The organism is Castellaniella hirudinis, assembly GCF_047468865.1.
Taxonomy (GTDB): domain Bacteria; phylum Pseudomonadota; class Gammaproteobacteria; order Burkholderiales; family Burkholderiaceae_B; genus Castellaniella; species Castellaniella hirudinis_A.
Window position 1 is genome coordinate 18,319 of the sequence record NZ_JBLGTV010000006.1, and the last position, 15,471, is coordinate 33,789.

Below are 15,471 nucleotides of genomic sequence, written 5' to 3' on the forward strand. Positions count from 1 at the left end.
GGTGGCGGGTCAGGCCAGCCAGTCGCTCAAGGCGTACCAGTCGACCTCGGCCCCCGGCGGCACCGGCGTTCCGGCCGGGATGCGGGCCAGGCCGTCGGCCCAGGCCAGGCTGCTCAGTGCCCCGGAGCTTTGCTGGGTGTGGGGCGTGAGCGTGGGCAGGCCCGAGGCGGGCTGGCGAGCCTGGATGCGGATGAAGTCGTCCCGGTCGCCGCCCAGGGGGCGGTCGGCGGCCAGGATGCCGCGCCGGACGGGCGGCCGGATCAGGCGGCGGCCCTGCAGGCCCCGGATCAGCGGGCTGACCAGCAAGGTGAATACGGCGAAGGCCGAGACCGGGTTGCCGGGCAGGCAGACCAGGGGGCGTTCGCGCAGGGTGGCCAGGGCCACGGGTTTGCCGGGCTTCATGCGCACGCGCCATAAATCCAGGGTGCCGCCCAGCGCGTCGATGGCGGGTTTGACCAAGTCTTTTTCGCCCACCGAAGCCCCGCCGACGCTTAGAACCAGGTCGCAGCAATCGGCGAGTTCGGCCAGGGCGCGCTGGATGGCGGCCTCGTCGTCGCGGGCATGGCGCAGTTGCGCGGGGGCGGTGCGCAGGCCCCGGCACAGGCTGGCCAGCATGGGCGCGTTGGAGTTGTAGATCGCGGCGGGCGGCAGCGGCTGGCCCGGTGTGATGAGTTCGTCGCCGGTGGTCAGGATGCCGACCTTCAGCAGGGGGAAGACGGGGGCCTGGGCGATGCCCTGGGCGGCCAGTACGGCGATTTCGCCCGCGCCCAGGAGCGTGCCCGCCGCCAGGATGCGGGCCCCCGCGCGCATGTCCTCGCCTCGGCGGCGGATGTGGCGATCCGCCTGCGCCGGGGCATCGAAGGTGACGCCCGTGTCGTCTTCGCGGCAGTCTTCCTGCATGACGATGGTGTCCGCTCCGGTGGGCAGGACGCTGCCGGTGAACAGCCGGATGGCCTGGCCGGGCAGCAGGGCCTGGGGGGCCTGGCCCGCGAAGCAGCGCTGCTGCACAGGCAGGGTGACGGGCGTGCGCAGCGTGTCGGCCGCCCGCAGGGCATAGCCGTCCATGGCGCTGTTGTCGGCGGGGGGGAGATCCAGGGTGGCGAAGGTGTCCGTGGCCAGGACGCGTCCGAACAGATCGGCCAGGGGCAGGGTTTCGTGGTGGCGGGGCGGGTGTGCGCGGTCGGCCAGGCGGGTTTGCGCGTCGTCGAAATTCAACAGCATCAGGGGTGCTTCCGGTATGCGGTGGCGAAGTTGCAGGGGGGCTGGCGGCTGTCCAGCTGCGGCTGCAGGATTTTTTCCCAGGCCAGGCGGCAGGCCCCGGTGGCGCCCGGCAGGCAGAACACCAGGGTTTGGTTGGCCGTGCCGCCCAGCGCGTCCGATTGCAGGGCTGACGACCCGATGTCCAGCCAGGAAAGGTGGCGGAACAGTTCGCCGAACCCGGGGATGGCCTGATCCAGCAGCGGGGTGACGGCGGCGATGGTGGATTTTTCGTGGGTGAAGCCCGTGCCGCCGTTGCACAGAATCACCTGGATGGCGGGGTCGGCGATCCAGGCGCTCAGGATTTTACGGATCTGGTAAGGGTTGTCGACGCACAAGTCGCGGGCTTCGAGGCCGTGGCCGGCGTCTTTCAGGGCGGCGCACAGGTAGTCGCCGCTGGTGTCCTCGGCGGCCGTGCGGCGGCTGGAGATCGTCAGGACTGCGCAGCGCAGGCTGACGGGCGGCAGGGTGGGGTCGGCTTTCATGGTGTTTCTCGCGGGGTTTCCCATTGGGCGGTTTTTTGGGCGTCGGCTTCCTGCTGCCGCACCCAGAAGGCCCGCCCGTCGGCCAGGGTTTCGCGTTTCCAGAAGGGCGCCTTGGTTTTCAGGGTGTCGATGATGTATTCGCAGGCGCGGAATGCCTCGCCCCGGTGGGCGCTGGCCACCCCGACGAAGACGATGGGGTCGCCCAGGGGCAGTTCGCCCACGCGGTGCACCACCAGCGTGTCCAGAATGTCCCAGCGCTGCATGGCGCGGTCGCAAAGCGCCTGGATTTCGCGTTCGCACATGCCGGGGTAGTGTTCGAGGAACAGGCTGCGGGACTGGGCGTCCGGGCCGTAGTCGCGCACCGTGCCCAGAAAATGCACGAAAGCGCCCGCCTGCCCGGTGCTGCGCGCCTGCAGCTGGCCGATGAGCGCGGCCGCGTCGAAGCGTTCGGTTTGAATGACAACCATGGTGAATCCTGGGAATCGTGGGGGCGGGAATCAGCCCCCGGTCACGGGCTCGAAGACGGCGACCTCGTCGCCCGGGGAAATCAGGGCGTCGCGGCCGGCGTGTTCTTGGTTGATGGCGATTTTCAGGCGTCCCGCCCCGCCCAGCGCCGGACAGCGATCCGCCAGGGCGTCCAGCCAGTCTCCGGCCGGCATGGGGGCCGCCAACGGCAGGGTTTCCTGGCGGCGGCCCAGGTGTTCGGCCACCTGGGCGAAATACAGAACCTTAATCGTGGCGCCATTCACCGCTTTTACCTCCCGATTTGTACACCAGCCGCACCTGGTCGATCACAATGCCTTTGTCGGCCGCCTTGCACATGTCGTAGACGGTCAGGGCGGCCACGGTGCAGGCCGTCATGGCTTCCATTTCGACGCCGGTCTGGTGGGTGGTGCGGCAGGTGCTGCGGATGGTCAGGACATGCCGGGCGTCGTCCGCGCTGAATTCGACCCCCACGAAGCTGAGTGGCAGGCTGTGGCACAAGGGGATCAGCTCGGCGCAGCGTTTCGCCGCCAGGATGCCCGCCACGCGGGCGGTGTTCAGGACTTCGCCCTTGGCGTTGTCCCGGGCCGACAGCAGACGCCAGGCATGGGGGCTGAGATGCACCTGGCCCTGGGCGATGGCGCAACGCGCCGTGGCGGCTTTATCGCCGACGTCCACCATGCGCACCTGGCCGTTTTCGTCCAGATGGGTCAGCGTGGGGGAGACAGAAGGCACTTTAGTTTCGTTCATCGTTCTATCATATCGGATAATTCACCCTGGCTGCCGCGGACCATGCCGCGCAGCGCTCACCGGATTTGTTCATGGCCAAGACCATCGGCGCCTTCTTTTCCCTGTATCTCGCAACCCTGATCCTGCTGCTCAGTTCAGGGTTGTTCAACACCTACCTGGGCCTGCGCCTGACGGCGGAATCCGTTTCCGAGGTCTGGGTGGGGGCCATGATTGCGTCCTATTACCTGGGGCTGGTTCTGGGCGCGCGCTTCGGGCATCGCCTGATCATCCAGGTGGGGCACATCCGGGCCTATGCCGCCTGTGGCGCCATCACCACGATCAGCATCCTGGTCATGATCATGGTGCATGATCTCTGGTTCTGGCTGGCCTCGCGCTTCATTGCCGGCCTGTCCATGGTGTGCCTGTTCGTGGCCATCGAAAGCTGGCTCAACGAGCAGACCGAAAACGCCTCGCGCGGGACGGTGTTTGCCTTCTATATGGTGGCCACGGGGCTGGGCACGGTGTTCGGCCAGCTGACGCTGGGGTTGTTCCCCGACCTGGACTACCAGCCGCTGGTGTTTGCCGCCATTTGCTGCGTGCTCAGTCTGCTGCCCATCACGCTGACCCGGCGCATGCATCCGGCGCTGCAGGTGCCCGCCCCCCTGGCCGTGCGCTATTACCTGGCGCGCGTGCCCTTGTCGCTGACCGTGCTGTTCATCGCGGGCCTGCTCAATGGGGCGTTCTATGGCCTGGCCCCGGTGTATGGCTTGCAGCAGGGCATGGACAATCACCAAGTGGGGATGTTCCTGGCGGCCTCGCTGGCGGCGGGGCTGATCTGCCAGTGGCCCATCGGCTGGCTGGCCGATCGCGTCAGCCGGGTGACCTTGATCCGGCTGGGGGCGCTGATCCTGGTGGTGCTGGGGGTGCCGCTATGGGGCTGGCTGCAGTTTTCCTATCTGGCCCTGGTCGGTTTTGCGGTGGTGCTCGGGGTCGTGCAGTTCACGCTGTATCCCATGGGCACGTCGTTTGCCAATGACCACGTCGAGCCCGAACGCCGGGTGGGGTTGAGCGCCTTGCTGTATATGGTGTACGGCGTCGGGGCCTGTCTGGGGCCGCTGGCGGCGGGGCTGCTCATGCGCGTCTGGGGGGGCGGGATGTATTTTGTCTTTGTCTCGGCCTGTTCCGCCGTGCTGGTCATCGTCATCCGCGAACAGCGCGTCAAGGGCGACCACGTCAGCCCCGATGCGCCCACGCAGTTCGTGCCCATGGCCGATACCCTGCAAAACGCGCACGTCATGGCCGTGCTGGATCCCCGGGTCGATATCGAGCGCGATATTTCTCACGATCCGATCCCGGAGGAAGACATCGCCTTGCCCGACCCGGCGGGTGCCGGCCCGGAGGCAGCCATTGATCCCGAGGCGGCAACGGGCTCGGGCGCGAACCTGGATCACGCCCCCGCGTCAGCGGGGGAACAGCAGGACGATGGCGACAAGGGCCAGGGCGATGCCGCCCAGGTTCGTCCGGCTAAGCTTTTCCCTGAATAAGCCGGCCCCCACCAGGGCGCCCACGGAAATCACGCCGATGTTCATGGCGGCGAAGACCAGGGTGGGGTTCTCTGGGTAGCTTTGGTGGGCGCGGATGTAAAAATAGATATTGCCGAAGTTCAGCGCCCCCAGCAGCAGGCCCGAGGCCAGGCTGCGCCCGTCCCAGGTGGTGCGGCGCAGCGCCAGCCACAGGCCCAGCAAGACCCCGGCCAGGGCGAAACTCAATAACAAGGTGCCGGTAAAGCCGGCCCCCATGCGGGCCATTTGCTTGAACAGGATGTCGATCACCCCGTAGCCGGCCCAGACGCCCAGCAAGGACAGCCAGACGATCCGCCCGCCGCCCGCGGGGGCGGCGGCGTCCTGGCCAGCGTCGGGGGCGGCCGCGCCGGGGCGGCGCAGCAGGCAGGCCAGGGCGCCCAGGGCCAGGGCGATGCCGATCGCCTTCTGGCCGGACAGCGCTTCATGGAAAACCAGGAATGCCGCCGCAATCGGGATGATGAGCGACAGCCGCTGGGCGGTGTCGCTCAACACGATCCCGGCCTGGCGCACAGCGGCGGCCATGATCAGGAACACCGAGGGCAGCAGCAGGCCCAGCAGGATCAGGATGGCCCAGGCCGCCGGGCTTTGGTCGCCCAGGGTGTCCAGCGGGGGGCGCAGCAGCCACAGGCACAGTATGCAGGCCATGACGTAGTTGGTCAGGATCGCCTGCCCGATCTGCAGCCGACAGCGCTTGGCCAGCTTCAGGAAGACGGACACCAGAACGCTGAAGCTGATGCTGAGAATGAGTGTGTGCATGATCGGGATTGCCTTCAGTTCAGGGGGGGGCGGGCCGGCGCGGGCATGGCAACCAGGCCCAGGCGCTGGAACAGGCGAGCGTCGGCCTCGGCCTTGGGGTTGGCTGTGGTCAGCAGGGCTTCGCCATGGAAAATCGAATTGGCCCCCGCCATGAAACACAGGGCCTGGGTGCTGTCGTGCATGGATTCCCGGCCCGCCGACAGGCGCACCACGGTCTTGGGCATCACGATGCGGGTCACGGCAATGGTGCGCACGAATTCCAGCGGATCCAGATCGGGCGTGTCGGCTAGCGGAGTGCCGGGGACTTTGACCAGCTGGTTGATGGGGACGGATTCGGGATAGGGGGCGAGGCTGGCCAGGGCGGCGATCAGCCCGGCGCGGATCTCCCGGGATTCGCCCAGGCCCACGATGCCGCCGCAGCAGACCTTCAGGCCCGCATCGCGCACCCGCTGCAGGGTCTGCAGCCGGTCGTCGTAGGTGCGGGTGCGGATGATTTCACCGTAGTATTCCGGCGCGGTATCCAGGTTGTGGTTGTAGTAGTCCAGCCCGGCCGCTTTCAGGCGCTCGGCCTGTCCGGGTTTCAACATCCCCAGCGTGACGCAGGTTTCCAATCCCAGGGATTTGACCGCCTGGACGTGTTCGATCACGCCGTCCAGTTGTTTTTCCGTTGGCGAGCGCCAGGCGGCCCCCATGCAAAAGCGCTGGGCGCCGGCGGCCTGGGCTTGTTTGGCCGCGGCCAGCACTTGGGGCAGCGGCATCAGCGGGGCCGCTTCGACGGCGGTGGCGTAGCGCGAGGATTGCGGACAATAGGCGCAGTCTTCCGGGCAGGCCCCCGTCTTGATGGAGAGCAGGCTGGATTGCTGCACGGCATTGGCCGGGTGATGTTGCCGGTGCACGGTTTGCGCCTGCAGCAGCAAATCCGTGAAGGGCAGGGCGAACAGATCGAGAATCGCCTGGACGGGCCAGACGGCGTCCAGGGTTTCGTGACGAAGACAGTCTGGCATGGAGTTTGACCATCGAAAGAATGAAGACAGCGGCGATAGTAGGCTTGGGATGCTTGCAATGGCAAACGCTTAACTTCCATGAAATCCATTCATTGCATTGCTAAATTCTTTTAATTTCATTTAATTTACATATTAATATCCTGGCCTGATATGAAATCGGCGCCATCTCGACGCCTGGGCGAAGTTGTTAATGCTTGTAATTTTTACGGGGCTTCGGGATAGGGCGGCCGCTGCGCCCTCCTGTTGTTGTGGCCGCGCGCCAGGGTCGCGGGCTTGGGTCGGGCATGAAAAACCGTGCAAAACTGGGTTTTTAAACAGTTTAATTACACTTTGTTGCTATCTCATGGGCATAAAACCTTGGCCAGCTTGCACAGGCTAAAAAAAACGTGCATAATCTCGTTTCTTCGTTAACGGAGACCTGTTTGGGGGTATAGCTCAGCTGGGAGAGCGCTTGCATGGCATGCAAGAGGTCAGCGGTTCGATCCCGCTTACCTCCACCAAACTTCCTTAACGATGATGCTGTTCGATGTACTGTCCCCTTCGTCTAGAGGCCTAGGACACCACCCTTTCACGGTGGGTACAGGGGTTCGAATCCCCTAGGGGACGCCAGCTTCTGGCGGTACAAGGAGTGGTAGTTCAGTTGGTTAGAATACCGGCCTGTCACGCCGGGGGTCGCGGGTTCGAGTCCCGTCCACTCCGCCAACATTCAAAAGCCCGACGATCCTGGTGATCGTCGGGCTTTTTCAATGGTGCGCGCAAGCTTTTTTATCCGCTAAGATAGCTGTTGGCAGCAGGCGGGCCGTCTTCATGTCCGCATCCATAGGCTTGCGCCTGTTGCTGCGCGGTTCTCAGCCAATACGGATCACTTCAATAAACGCATGCGCCCATTTTCATCCCGTCGCTCAGGGTCTTCCGCCGCCAGGCTTCCTGGGCTCAGGGTATTGTCGGTGTTGTTCAATGTCGTCATGCTGGTGTTTGTCCTGGGCAATACGGCAGCCATGGTGACGGTTCTGGCGCGCTACGACACCGCGCAGGATCAAATCCAGACCCTCGACAACCTGCGCGTACTCAGCCAGCGGCTGGCCGTGCGTGCCATGCAGATGTCCGATGGAGGCTGGCTGCACACCAGCCAGACCACCCAGGAAATCCATGATTTCGATCAGGCCCTCCAGGCCCTTGCGCGTGGCGGCGTGGTCGATGGCCGGGAAATCGCCGCCCTGCGGTTTTCCCAGGCGGATCAATTGCTGCCCAAGGTCAATCGGGCTTGGGCGGTTCTCAAGGGGCGGCTGCGCACGGTCATGCTGTCTTCTTACGCCCACGCCGAAACCCGGACGGGCGAGTCCCGCGATCCGGCTTCCGGCATACAGCGGCAGTGGATCGCCGATGATGCGGCGGCGCTGCTGGCGACGCTGGATGCGGCATCCGGTGTCTTGCTGCCCTTGATGCAGGCCGAGGAAAACCGGGCTTTGGCCTGGCTGGGCGGCTTGCTGTTGGCCACTTTGTTGCTGCTGTTGCTGGTGTTCGTGCTGGTGCGTCGCAGCATCGTGCTGCCCCTGGCGGGCCTGGGCCATGCGGTGCGGGCCCTTGTGCAGGGCAATTACACCACCCGCGTGCCGCCCTCGGGGGTGACCGAGCTCGTCCAGATCGCCCAGGGGTATAACCAGGGCATGCAGCAGATCCACGACTTGATCACGCAGATGCGCGACAAGCAGGTCGAGCTCGAACGCGCCGAGATTATTTTCCAGGGCTTGGCCTCCAACGCCATCGTGGGGATTTTCCTGCTGGCGCAGGGCCGCTTCAGTTTCGTCAGCCAGAAAATGGCGGATATCTTCGGCTATGCCCCCGACGAAATGCGCAATCACCAGACCTTGCTGTCCGTGATCGCGCCGCGCGAACGCTACCTGGTCGACGAAGCCCTGAAATCCTGCGGCGGCCGCTCCACCACGCTGCGCTTCGAGCGCCATGGCCGGCGCAAGGACGGCAGCCAGCTCGACATCGAGGTTTTCATCACGCGGGTCGGCGCGGGCCCGGATTCCCCCCTGATCGGCCTGGTGCAGGACATCACCGAGAGCAAGCAGGCCGAATCCTCCGCCCAATTGGCGGCAATCGCCTACGAAAACAGCAGCGAAGCCATCGTCATCACGGATGCTTCGGGGGTCATCATCGACGTCAATCCGGCCTATTCGCAGATGACGGGCTACTGGCCCGACGAAGTCGCCGGCGAGCAACTGCACCTGCTGCGCCCAGGGCGGCACAACCGCGATTTCTACGATGCGATGTGGCATGCCATCAACACCAAGGGCCGCTGGGAAGGCGAATACTGGCTGCAGCGCAAGTCCGGCGAGGAATACGCCCAGCGGGTGGTGCTCGATACCGCCTGGAACCACGACGGTTCGGTCAATTGCCGGGTCGTGATGTTGAGCGACGTCACGCAAAAAAAACAGGTCGAGGCCGCCATCTGGAACCAGGCCCATCATGATCCGCTGACCGCTTTGCCCAACCGCCAGTTTTTCAATGAAAAACTGGCCACCTTGGTGGCCGAGTCCAATAAAACCCGGTCGCCGCTGGCCTTGCTGTTTCTGGATCTGGATCTGTTCAAAGAGGTCAACGACACGCTGGGCCACGGCATCGGCGACCAGTTGCTGATCCAGGTGGCCCAGCGTTTGCGGGACGCCACCCAGGCCGAGCAGCATTTCGTGGCCCGGCTCGGGGGGGACGAATTCGTCATCATCACCACCGGCGAAACGGCGACGCCCGCCCTGGAAGGGCTGTGCCAGCGAATACTGGATTCCATCACCCAGCCCTATCAGCTGGCGGGCAACCGGGTGCGGGTCTCGGCCAGCCTGGGGGGGGCGCTGTATCCCCGGGATGCCGCGACCGCCGAAGATCTCATGCGGCATGTCGATCTTGCCATGTACGCGGCCAAGGCGGCGGGCCGGGACACCTATTATTTCTTCGACCAAGCCATGCGCGACCGCGCCAATATGCAGCACGATCTGCTGGTGACTTTGCCGCGGGCCTTGAAGGCGGGGCAGTTCTTCCTGTTGTATCAGCCTGTGTATTCCTTTGACACCGGGAAAATCCTGAAGGCCGAGGTTCTGCTGCGCTGGCGGCATCCCGGCCTGGGGGTGATCGCCCCCATGGACTTCATTCCTTTCGCCGAAGAACGCCAGTTGATCAAGCCCCTGGGCGAGTGGGTGTTCCGGCAGGCCATCACGCAGCTTGGGGTGTGGCGCGACACCCTGGCCCCCGAGCTGCGCCTGACGATCAATATTTCTCCGGGCCAGTTCGGCCTGGCCCAGTCGGCCCTGGATATGGTGCTGTCGCAGCTGGATTCCCTGGGCATTCCCAACAGCAGCCTGTCGCTGGAATTCAATGCCCATATGCTGCAAAATCTGTCCCCGCTGACCCTGGAGCGTCTGCGCGCCTTGCATGATTCGGGCATGCGGTTCAGCATCGGCGCGATTGCAGGCGGCTTGTCGGCCTTGCTGGCCTCGCAGCGGGTCGATTTCGACGTCATCAAGCTGGAGCCCGAAATCGCGGAAAACCTCTGCGCCAGCGAGACAGCCCGGATGGTCTGCGAGGCGACCATCTCGCTGGCTCACCGGCTGGGCATGCAGGTGGTGGCCGAGGGCATTGCCGACGAGGACCAATACGCCTGTCTGCAAGCCATGGGCTGCGATGCGGGGCAGGGCTATTGGCTGGACGAGCCGCTGGATCAGGCCGCCTTCGAGCAGCGCTTGCGCGACCTGAATGCCAGCAACAGCCCCAGCGCCAGCCACAGCAGCACCGGGCCGTTGCCCCAGCGCACGTAGGGCGTCAGGCCCGTGGTGCCCTGTATCTCCACATCCAGCACGCCGGGCCTGCCGGGGTCGAGCATGCCGCGTATCTCCCCGTGGGGGTCGATGGCGGCCGTCATGCCGGTATTGGTGGCGCGGATGATCGGCCGGGCGGTTTCCAGCGCCCGCAGGCGCGAAATCCACAAATGCTGGCGCAAGGCCCAGGTGTCGCCGAACCAGGCCAGGTTGCTGAGATTGACCAGAATGCCCGCGCTGTCTTCCGGCCGGGCGACCGCCGTGGCGATTTCCTCGCCAAAGGCGTCTTCGTAGCAGATATTGATGGCGAAGCGCTGGCCGCCTAGCCGAAACGGGGCCTGGCCCAGGCCGCCGGCGTCGAAATCCCCCAGCGGAATGCGCATGGCCTGGACGAACCAGCGGAAGCCGGGAGGGATGAATTCGCCGAAGGGCACCAGGTGGTGTTTGTCGTAGTGCCAGCGGCCCGGCGCCAGGGGCGGTTGCTGGTCTCCGGGCAGGATGAGGGTGGCGCTGTTGGTATAGCGGTCCCGTCCGTCGCGCCGGGTGTGCAGGGGCAGGCCCAGCAAGATGCCGGCCTGGGTCTGCCGGGCCAGATCCAGCCAGGGCTGCCAGATTTCCGGGGGGAGGCGATCCTGCATGGCGGGCATGACAGTCTCGGGCAGGACGATCAGGGCGGGCGGATTCGCGGGCGATTTCGCCGCCAGCCCGGCCAACTGCAGCAGGTGCCGCTGGGTGGCCGCCAGGGCGGCGGGATCGAACTTGCTGTCCTGGGGGGTGGCGGGCTGCACCAGCCGCACCAGCAGGGGGTCGCCCTGGGGGCGGCTCCATTCGATGTGCGCCATGGCGATGCCTATCAGTCCCGTCGCCAGAGTCAGGGCGATGGTGCTGGCCGCGCTGCGGTCATAGGCGGTGTCCTTGGCGCGGATCATCAGCGCGATGGATCCCGCCGCGAAGGCGGACAGCCAGGCCACGCCGTACACGCCGATCAGGGGCGCCCAGGCGGCGAACATGCCTTCGGCGTGCGCGTATCCCGCGTTCAGCCAGGGAAACCCCGTCCAGAGCGTGCCGCGCAGCCATTCAAACAGCGTCCAGGCGCCCGCCCACGCCAGGGCGTTCAGGATCTGGCGGCCCGCGCGCTGCTCGGGCTGGGCGCAGCCGGCGCACAGCCAGGCGCACAGGGCGCAGGCGGCGGCGGCATACAGGGCCATGGCGGCGGCAAACAGCAGCAGCGCCCCGATGGCCAGGGCCAGGGGCAGGCCGCCGTACTGGTGCATGCTGATCGTCAGCCAGTACACGCCGACGGTGAACTGCGCCAAGCCGAACAGCCAGCCGCGCCCCGCCGCCTGGCGCGCGTTCCGGGCCTTGAACGTGTGCGCGGCCAGCACGGACAGGCTGGCGATCTGGACGAAGGGCAGGCTCCAGGCCGGCAGCGGGCCGGGCGCAAAACAAAGGGCCTGCAAGGCCCCGGCGAGCAAAACGGCGATCATGCGGATGCGGGCGTCGGTGCCGTGCCGGCATCTTCGGGCGGGCCCAGGCGCTGGATGTGCAGCCAGCGGGCGCGCTTGCCGTCGGCGCCCACCACGGTGAAGGCCAGCCCGTGGGCTTCGTGGCGTTCGCCTCGGCGCGGAATGTGGCCGAGCTCGGCGGCCAGCCAGCCGTTCAGGGTGTCGCAGTCCTGGTCGGGCAGCGATACGTCGAAGGCGGCGTTGAAGTCTTCGATTTCGGTGATCCCCATGGCGCGCCAGCTGTTGTCGCCCGTGCGGAAGATGGTTTTTTCGTCCTCGTCGTCGAATTCGTCCTCGATGTCGCCGACGATTTGTTCCAGCACGTCTTCCATGGTGACCAGGCCGCAGATGCCGCCGTGCTCGTCGATCACGATGGCCAGGTGGTTGCGGCTCATGCGGAATTCGTGCAGCAGTTCGTTCAGGCGCTTGGTTTCGGGGATGAAGACCGGCGGGCGCACCAGCGCCCGGATGTCCAGGGCGTGGTCGGACAGGGTGAGCAGCAGGTCTTTGGCCAGCAGCACGCCGATGATGTTGTCGCGGTCGCCTTCGTAGACCGGAAAGCGGGAATGGCCGGTCTCGGTGATGAAGGGCATCAGGTCGGCCAGCGGCTGGCTGACGTCCAGCAAATCCATGCGGGATCGGGACACCATGATATCGGCGACGGTTTTGTCCGCGACTTCGAGCGCCCCGGAAATCATGGCATACGATTCGCCATCCAGGATGGAGTGATCGTGGGCGGCCTCCAGGACGGCGCGGATGCCTTCGCGGTCAGCGGGCGGCGCGGGCCGCAGCAAGGCCTTGAGGCGGGAAAAAAAGGAGTTCGTCGGCGACGCAGGTCGGGGGTCGGGGTCTGGAGCGTGAGGGTCTGGCATTGTCCGAAGGACGAGTGGGGAATGTTCTAGCATAACCGAAAATCCGCGGGCGACAAGCAAATCGCGGCGGCCGGCCGGCGGCATCCGCCGGCGAACCGGCAGGGTATCTTCGGTCAGGTTTGATCAAAGGTGCCGTAGGGGTCGGGGATGCCCTGGGCCGTCAGGATGGCGGTTTCCAGGGCTTCCATGCGCGTCGCGTCGTCTGGTTCGATGTGGTCGTAGCCCAGGGCGTGCAGCACCCCGTGGGTCACCAGGTGGGCGGCGTGCTGCCGCAGGGTCTTGCCGTGTTCCGCGGCTTCTTGCCGCAAGACCGGGACGCACAGCACGATGTCGCCGCTGATCAGGCCGGATGGATCCGCGCCGTATTCGAAGGTGAGGACATTGGTGGCGTAGTCGCGTTGCCGCCAGGCGGCGTTCAGGCTTTTGCCTTCGTCGGCATCCACCAGGCGCAAGGTCAGGGCGACCGGCTGGCCCGCGCGCGGATCCGGGGCGGCCAGCGCCGCGCCCAGCGCCCGGCCCACCCAGCGGCGCAGGCGCCAGCGGGGCAGTTCGGGCGCGGGGGCGGCATACTGGATGCCGAGCGAAAAATCAGGATACATGGTCGCCCGCCTTTTCGTAGGCGTCCACGATTTTCGCCACCAGCGGGTGGCGCACCACGTCGTGGCTGGTGAAGCGGGTCTGGGCGATGCCCGGCACGCCGTCCAGCACGTCCAGCGCGTGCAGCAGGCCGCTTTGGTGGTTCTTGGGCAAATCCACCTGGGAAGGGTCGCCGTTGATGACGGCCTTGCTGCCGAAACCGATGCGCGTCAGGAACATTTTCATTTGTTCCGGCGTGGTGTTCTGGGCTTCGTCCAGGATGATGAAAGCGTGGTTCAGGGTGCGCCCGCGCATATAGGCCAGCGGGGCGATCTCGATGGTCTGTTTTTCAAACAGCCGCTGGGTTTTTTCAAAGCCCAGCAGATCGTACAGGGCGTCGTACAGCGGCCGCAGGTAGGGATCGACCTTCTGAACCAGATCGCCCGGCAGAAAGCCCAGACGTTCGCCGGCTTCGACGGCCGGCCGGGTCAGCACCAGGCGGGCCACGGATTCGCGTTCCAGCGCGTCGATGGCGCAGGCCACGGCCAGCCAGGTCTTGCCGGTGCCTGCGGGCCCCACGCCGAAGGTCACGTCGTGGCTCAGGATGGCTTTCAGATAGTCGCGCTGGCGTGGCGTGCGCGGGCGCAGGTCGGACTTCCGGGTGCGCAGGGCGAAGCCGTCTTCGTCGTCCACCGGGGGCAGATCCGGCAACGGCCTGGCCTCTGCGGCCGGGGGGGCGGCGTCCCGGTTGCCCAGTTCGATCAGCCCCAGTTGCAGATCGTCCAGCGACAGGGGCTGCCGGGTGGCCTGTTCGTGGAACCAGCGCAGGGCCTGGCGGGTTTCGGCGGCCCGGGCGCCGCGGATGCTGAAGCGGTTGCCCCGGCGGCTGATGGTGACGTCGTGGGCCTGTTCGATCTGGCGCAGGTTTTCGTCCAGCGGGCCGCATAGATTGGCCAGTTGGGCGTTGCCGCCCATCAGTTGAAGGGCCAGCGGGCGATTGCCCGTGGCGTTGGGACGCGGGGCGCTCATGCGCGGATACCGTTGGTTTCGGCGGTGACGATTTCGCCGCGCAGGGTGTTGGTCAGCGCCTGCGTGATGCGCACGTCCACCATCTGGCCGATCAGGCGCGCCTGCCCGGCGAAGTTGACGATGCGGTTGTTTTCGGTGCGGCCTTTCATGTCGGCCGGGTCTTTCTTGGATGGGCCTTCGACCAGCAGGCGCTGGATGCCGCCCACCATGGCCTGGCTGTAGGCCGCCGCCTGTTCATTGATGAGCGCCTGCAGGCGGTGCAGGCGATCCAGTTTCTCGGCCTGGGGAACGGGGTCGTCGAGGTCGGCGGCCGGGGTGCCGGGGCGCTTGGAGTAGACGAACGAAAAGGACTGGTCGAAGCCCACGTGGCGCACGAGATCCATGGTTTTCTGGAAGTCTTCCTCGGTTTCGCCGGGAAAGCCGATGATGAAATCGGACGACAGGGTGATGTCGGGACGGGCGGCCTTCAGGCGGCGGATGATGGATTTGTATTCCAGGGCGGTATAGCCGCGTTTCATGGCGGCCAGCACGCGGTCGCTGCCCGCCTGCACCGGCAGATGCAGAAACGGCACCAGCTTGGGCAGGCGGCCATGCGCCTCGATGAGCCGGGCGGTCATTTCCTTGGGGTGCGATGTCGTGTAGCGGATACGCTCGATGCCGGGGATGTCGTGCACGTAGTCCAGCAGCATGGCGAAGTCGGCGATTTCGCCGGTTTCCCCCAGGGGGCCCCGGTAGGCGTTGACATTTTGTCCCAGCAGGGTGACTTCGCGCACGCCCTGGTCGGCCAGGTCGGCGATCTCGGTCAGCACGTCGTCGAAGGGGCGCGAGACCTCGGCCCCCCGCGTGTAGGGCACCACGCAGAAGCTGCAGTATTTGCTACAGCCTTCCATGATGGACACATAGGCGGCGGGGCCTTCCACCCGGGCGGGGGGCAGGGCGTCGAATTTTTCGATCAGGGGGAAGGAAATGTCCACCTGGGATTGGCCCGTGGCGCGGCGGCGGTCGATGAGTTCGGGCAGGCGGTGCAGCGTCTGCGGGCCGAAGACGACGTCCACATAGGGGGCGCGGCGCACGATGGCCTCGCCTTCCTGGCTGGCCACGCAGCCGCCCACACCGATCACCAGGCCGGGTTTGGCCTGTTTCAGGTGCTGCACGCGGCCCAGATCGGAAAAGACTTTTTCCTGGGCCTTTTCGCGCACCGAACAGGTGTTGAACAAGATGATGTCGGCGTCGTCGGGCGTATCGGTGAGTTCGACCCCTTGGGCGGCGCGCAGGATGTCCACCATTTTTTCGGAGTCGTATTCGTTCATCTGGCAGCCGAAGGTGCGGATGAACAATTTTTTGTGCTGGCCCGGCTGCATGGGCTGCAGCAGGCCG

The 15,471-nt window shown here is 65.9% G+C and carries 14 protein-coding genes and 3 tRNA genes; 5 read left to right on the forward strand and 12 right to left on the reverse strand.

Going from position 1 to position 15,471, the window contains the following annotated elements:
* Nucleotides 1–9: 9 nt before the first annotated feature.
* From glp to moaC, 5 genes are read right to left on the reverse strand one after another with little or no spacing between them, the layout of a single operon-like run.
* Nucleotides 10–1,218 carry a gephyrin-like molybdotransferase Glp gene (gene glp, locus ACMHYJ_RS09195; RefSeq protein ID WP_414246028.1) on the reverse strand — a complete coding sequence of 403 codons (1,209 nt, stop codon included), beginning with the start codon at nt 1,216–1,218 and terminating at the stop codon, nt 10–12.
* Between the two features lie 2 nt (nt 1,219–1,220).
* Nucleotides 1,221–1,742 carry a molybdenum cofactor biosynthesis protein B gene (gene moaB / locus ACMHYJ_RS09200; protein ID WP_414245882.1) on the reverse strand — a complete coding sequence of 174 codons (522 nt, stop codon included), beginning with the start codon at nt 1,740–1,742 and terminating at the stop codon, nt 1,221–1,223.
* Entirely contained in the window at nt 1,739–2,209 is a 471-nt protein-coding gene (locus ACMHYJ_RS09205; protein ID WP_414245883.1) for a molybdenum cofactor biosynthesis protein MoaE, read from the reverse strand. The genes moaB and ACMHYJ_RS09205 overlap by 4 nt, the downstream gene beginning before the upstream one ends.
* Before the next feature lie 30 nt (nt 2,210–2,239).
* Nucleotides 2,240–2,491, reverse strand: coding sequence for a MoaD/ThiS family protein (locus ACMHYJ_RS09210; protein ID WP_414245884.1), 252 nt, complete (start codon nt 2,489–2,491; stop codon nt 2,240–2,242).
* Nucleotides 2,472–2,975, reverse strand: a complete 504-nt coding sequence (gene moaC, locus ACMHYJ_RS09215; RefSeq protein WP_414245885.1) for a cyclic pyranopterin monophosphate synthase MoaC — start codon at nt 2,973–2,975, stop codon at nt 2,472–2,474. Before moaC ends, ACMHYJ_RS09210 begins: the two co-directional genes overlap by 20 nt.
* 71 nt (nt 2,976–3,046) lie before the next feature.
* Between moaC and ACMHYJ_RS09220 the strand changes: the two genes are divergently transcribed.
* Nucleotides 3,047–4,498, forward strand: a complete 1,452-nt coding sequence (locus ACMHYJ_RS09220) for an MFS transporter (RefSeq protein ID WP_414245886.1) — start codon at nt 3,047–3,049, stop codon at nt 4,496–4,498.
* On the opposite strand, the gene ACMHYJ_RS09225 is transcribed toward ACMHYJ_RS09220, so the two are convergent.
* Both ACMHYJ_RS09225 and bioB read right to left on the reverse strand, forming a co-directional pair.
* A complete protein-coding gene (locus ACMHYJ_RS09225; RefSeq protein ID WP_414245887.1) occupies nt 4,415–5,293 on the reverse strand; it encodes an EamA/RhaT family transporter in 879 nt (292 codons plus the stop codon). The genes ACMHYJ_RS09220 and ACMHYJ_RS09225 overlap by 84 nt on opposite strands.
* A 14-nt stretch (nt 5,294–5,307) precedes the next feature.
* Nucleotides 5,308–6,297 carry a biotin synthase BioB gene (bioB, locus tag ACMHYJ_RS09230; protein ID WP_414245888.1) on the reverse strand — a complete coding sequence of 330 codons (990 nt, stop codon included), beginning with the start codon at nt 6,295–6,297 and terminating at the stop codon, nt 5,308–5,310.
* Between the two features lie 424 nt (nt 6,298–6,721).
* On the opposite strand from bioB, the gene ACMHYJ_RS09235 reads away from it, so the two are divergent.
* The 4 genes from ACMHYJ_RS09235 (at nt 6,722) to ACMHYJ_RS09250 (ending at nt 10,112) form a co-directional block, all read left to right on the forward strand.
* Nucleotides 6,722–6,797 (forward strand) — tRNA-Ala (locus tag ACMHYJ_RS09235).
* A gap of 33 nt (nt 6,798–6,830) precedes the next feature.
* Nucleotides 6,831–6,906: transfer RNA gene (locus ACMHYJ_RS09240), tRNA-Glu, on the forward strand.
* Nucleotides 6,907–6,922: 16 nt separating this feature from the next.
* Nucleotides 6,923–6,999: transfer RNA gene (locus ACMHYJ_RS09245), tRNA-Asp, on the forward strand.
* 245 nt (nt 7,000–7,244) lie between these two features.
* The gene (locus ACMHYJ_RS09250) at nt 7,245–10,112 is read left to right on the forward strand and encodes an EAL domain-containing protein (RefSeq protein WP_414245889.1); all 2,868 of its coding nucleotides are present in this window, start codon (nt 7,245–7,247) and stop codon (nt 10,110–10,112) included.
* Here ACMHYJ_RS09250 and lnt read toward each other — a convergent pair.
* From lnt to miaB, 5 genes are all read right to left on the reverse strand, one after another.
* Nucleotides 10,016–11,599, reverse strand: coding sequence for an apolipoprotein N-acyltransferase (gene lnt, locus ACMHYJ_RS09255; protein WP_414245890.1), 1,584 nt, complete (start codon nt 11,597–11,599; stop codon nt 10,016–10,018). The genes ACMHYJ_RS09250 and lnt overlap by 97 nt on opposite strands.
* Nucleotides 11,596–12,489: an HlyC/CorC family transporter gene (locus ACMHYJ_RS09260; protein WP_414245891.1), complete on the reverse strand. Its 894-nt coding sequence runs from the start codon at nt 12,487–12,489 to the stop codon at nt 11,596–11,598. The genes lnt and ACMHYJ_RS09260 overlap by 4 nt, the downstream gene beginning before the upstream one ends.
* 113 nt (nt 12,490–12,602) lie before the next feature.
* Nucleotides 12,603–13,088: an rRNA maturation RNase YbeY gene (ybeY, locus tag ACMHYJ_RS09265; protein WP_414245892.1), complete on the reverse strand. Its 486-nt coding sequence runs from the start codon at nt 13,086–13,088 to the stop codon at nt 12,603–12,605.
* A complete protein-coding gene (locus tag ACMHYJ_RS09270) occupies nt 13,078–14,094 on the reverse strand; it encodes a PhoH family protein (RefSeq protein WP_414245893.1) in 1,017 nt (338 codons plus the stop codon). The genes ybeY and ACMHYJ_RS09270 overlap by 11 nt, the downstream gene beginning before the upstream one ends.
* Nucleotides 14,091–15,455, reverse strand: coding sequence for a tRNA (N6-isopentenyl adenosine(37)-C2)-methylthiotransferase MiaB (miaB, locus tag ACMHYJ_RS09275; RefSeq protein WP_414246029.1), 1,365 nt, complete (start codon nt 15,453–15,455; stop codon nt 14,091–14,093). The genes ACMHYJ_RS09270 and miaB overlap by 4 nt, the downstream gene beginning before the upstream one ends.
* Nucleotides 15,456–15,471: the final 16 nt, after the last annotated feature.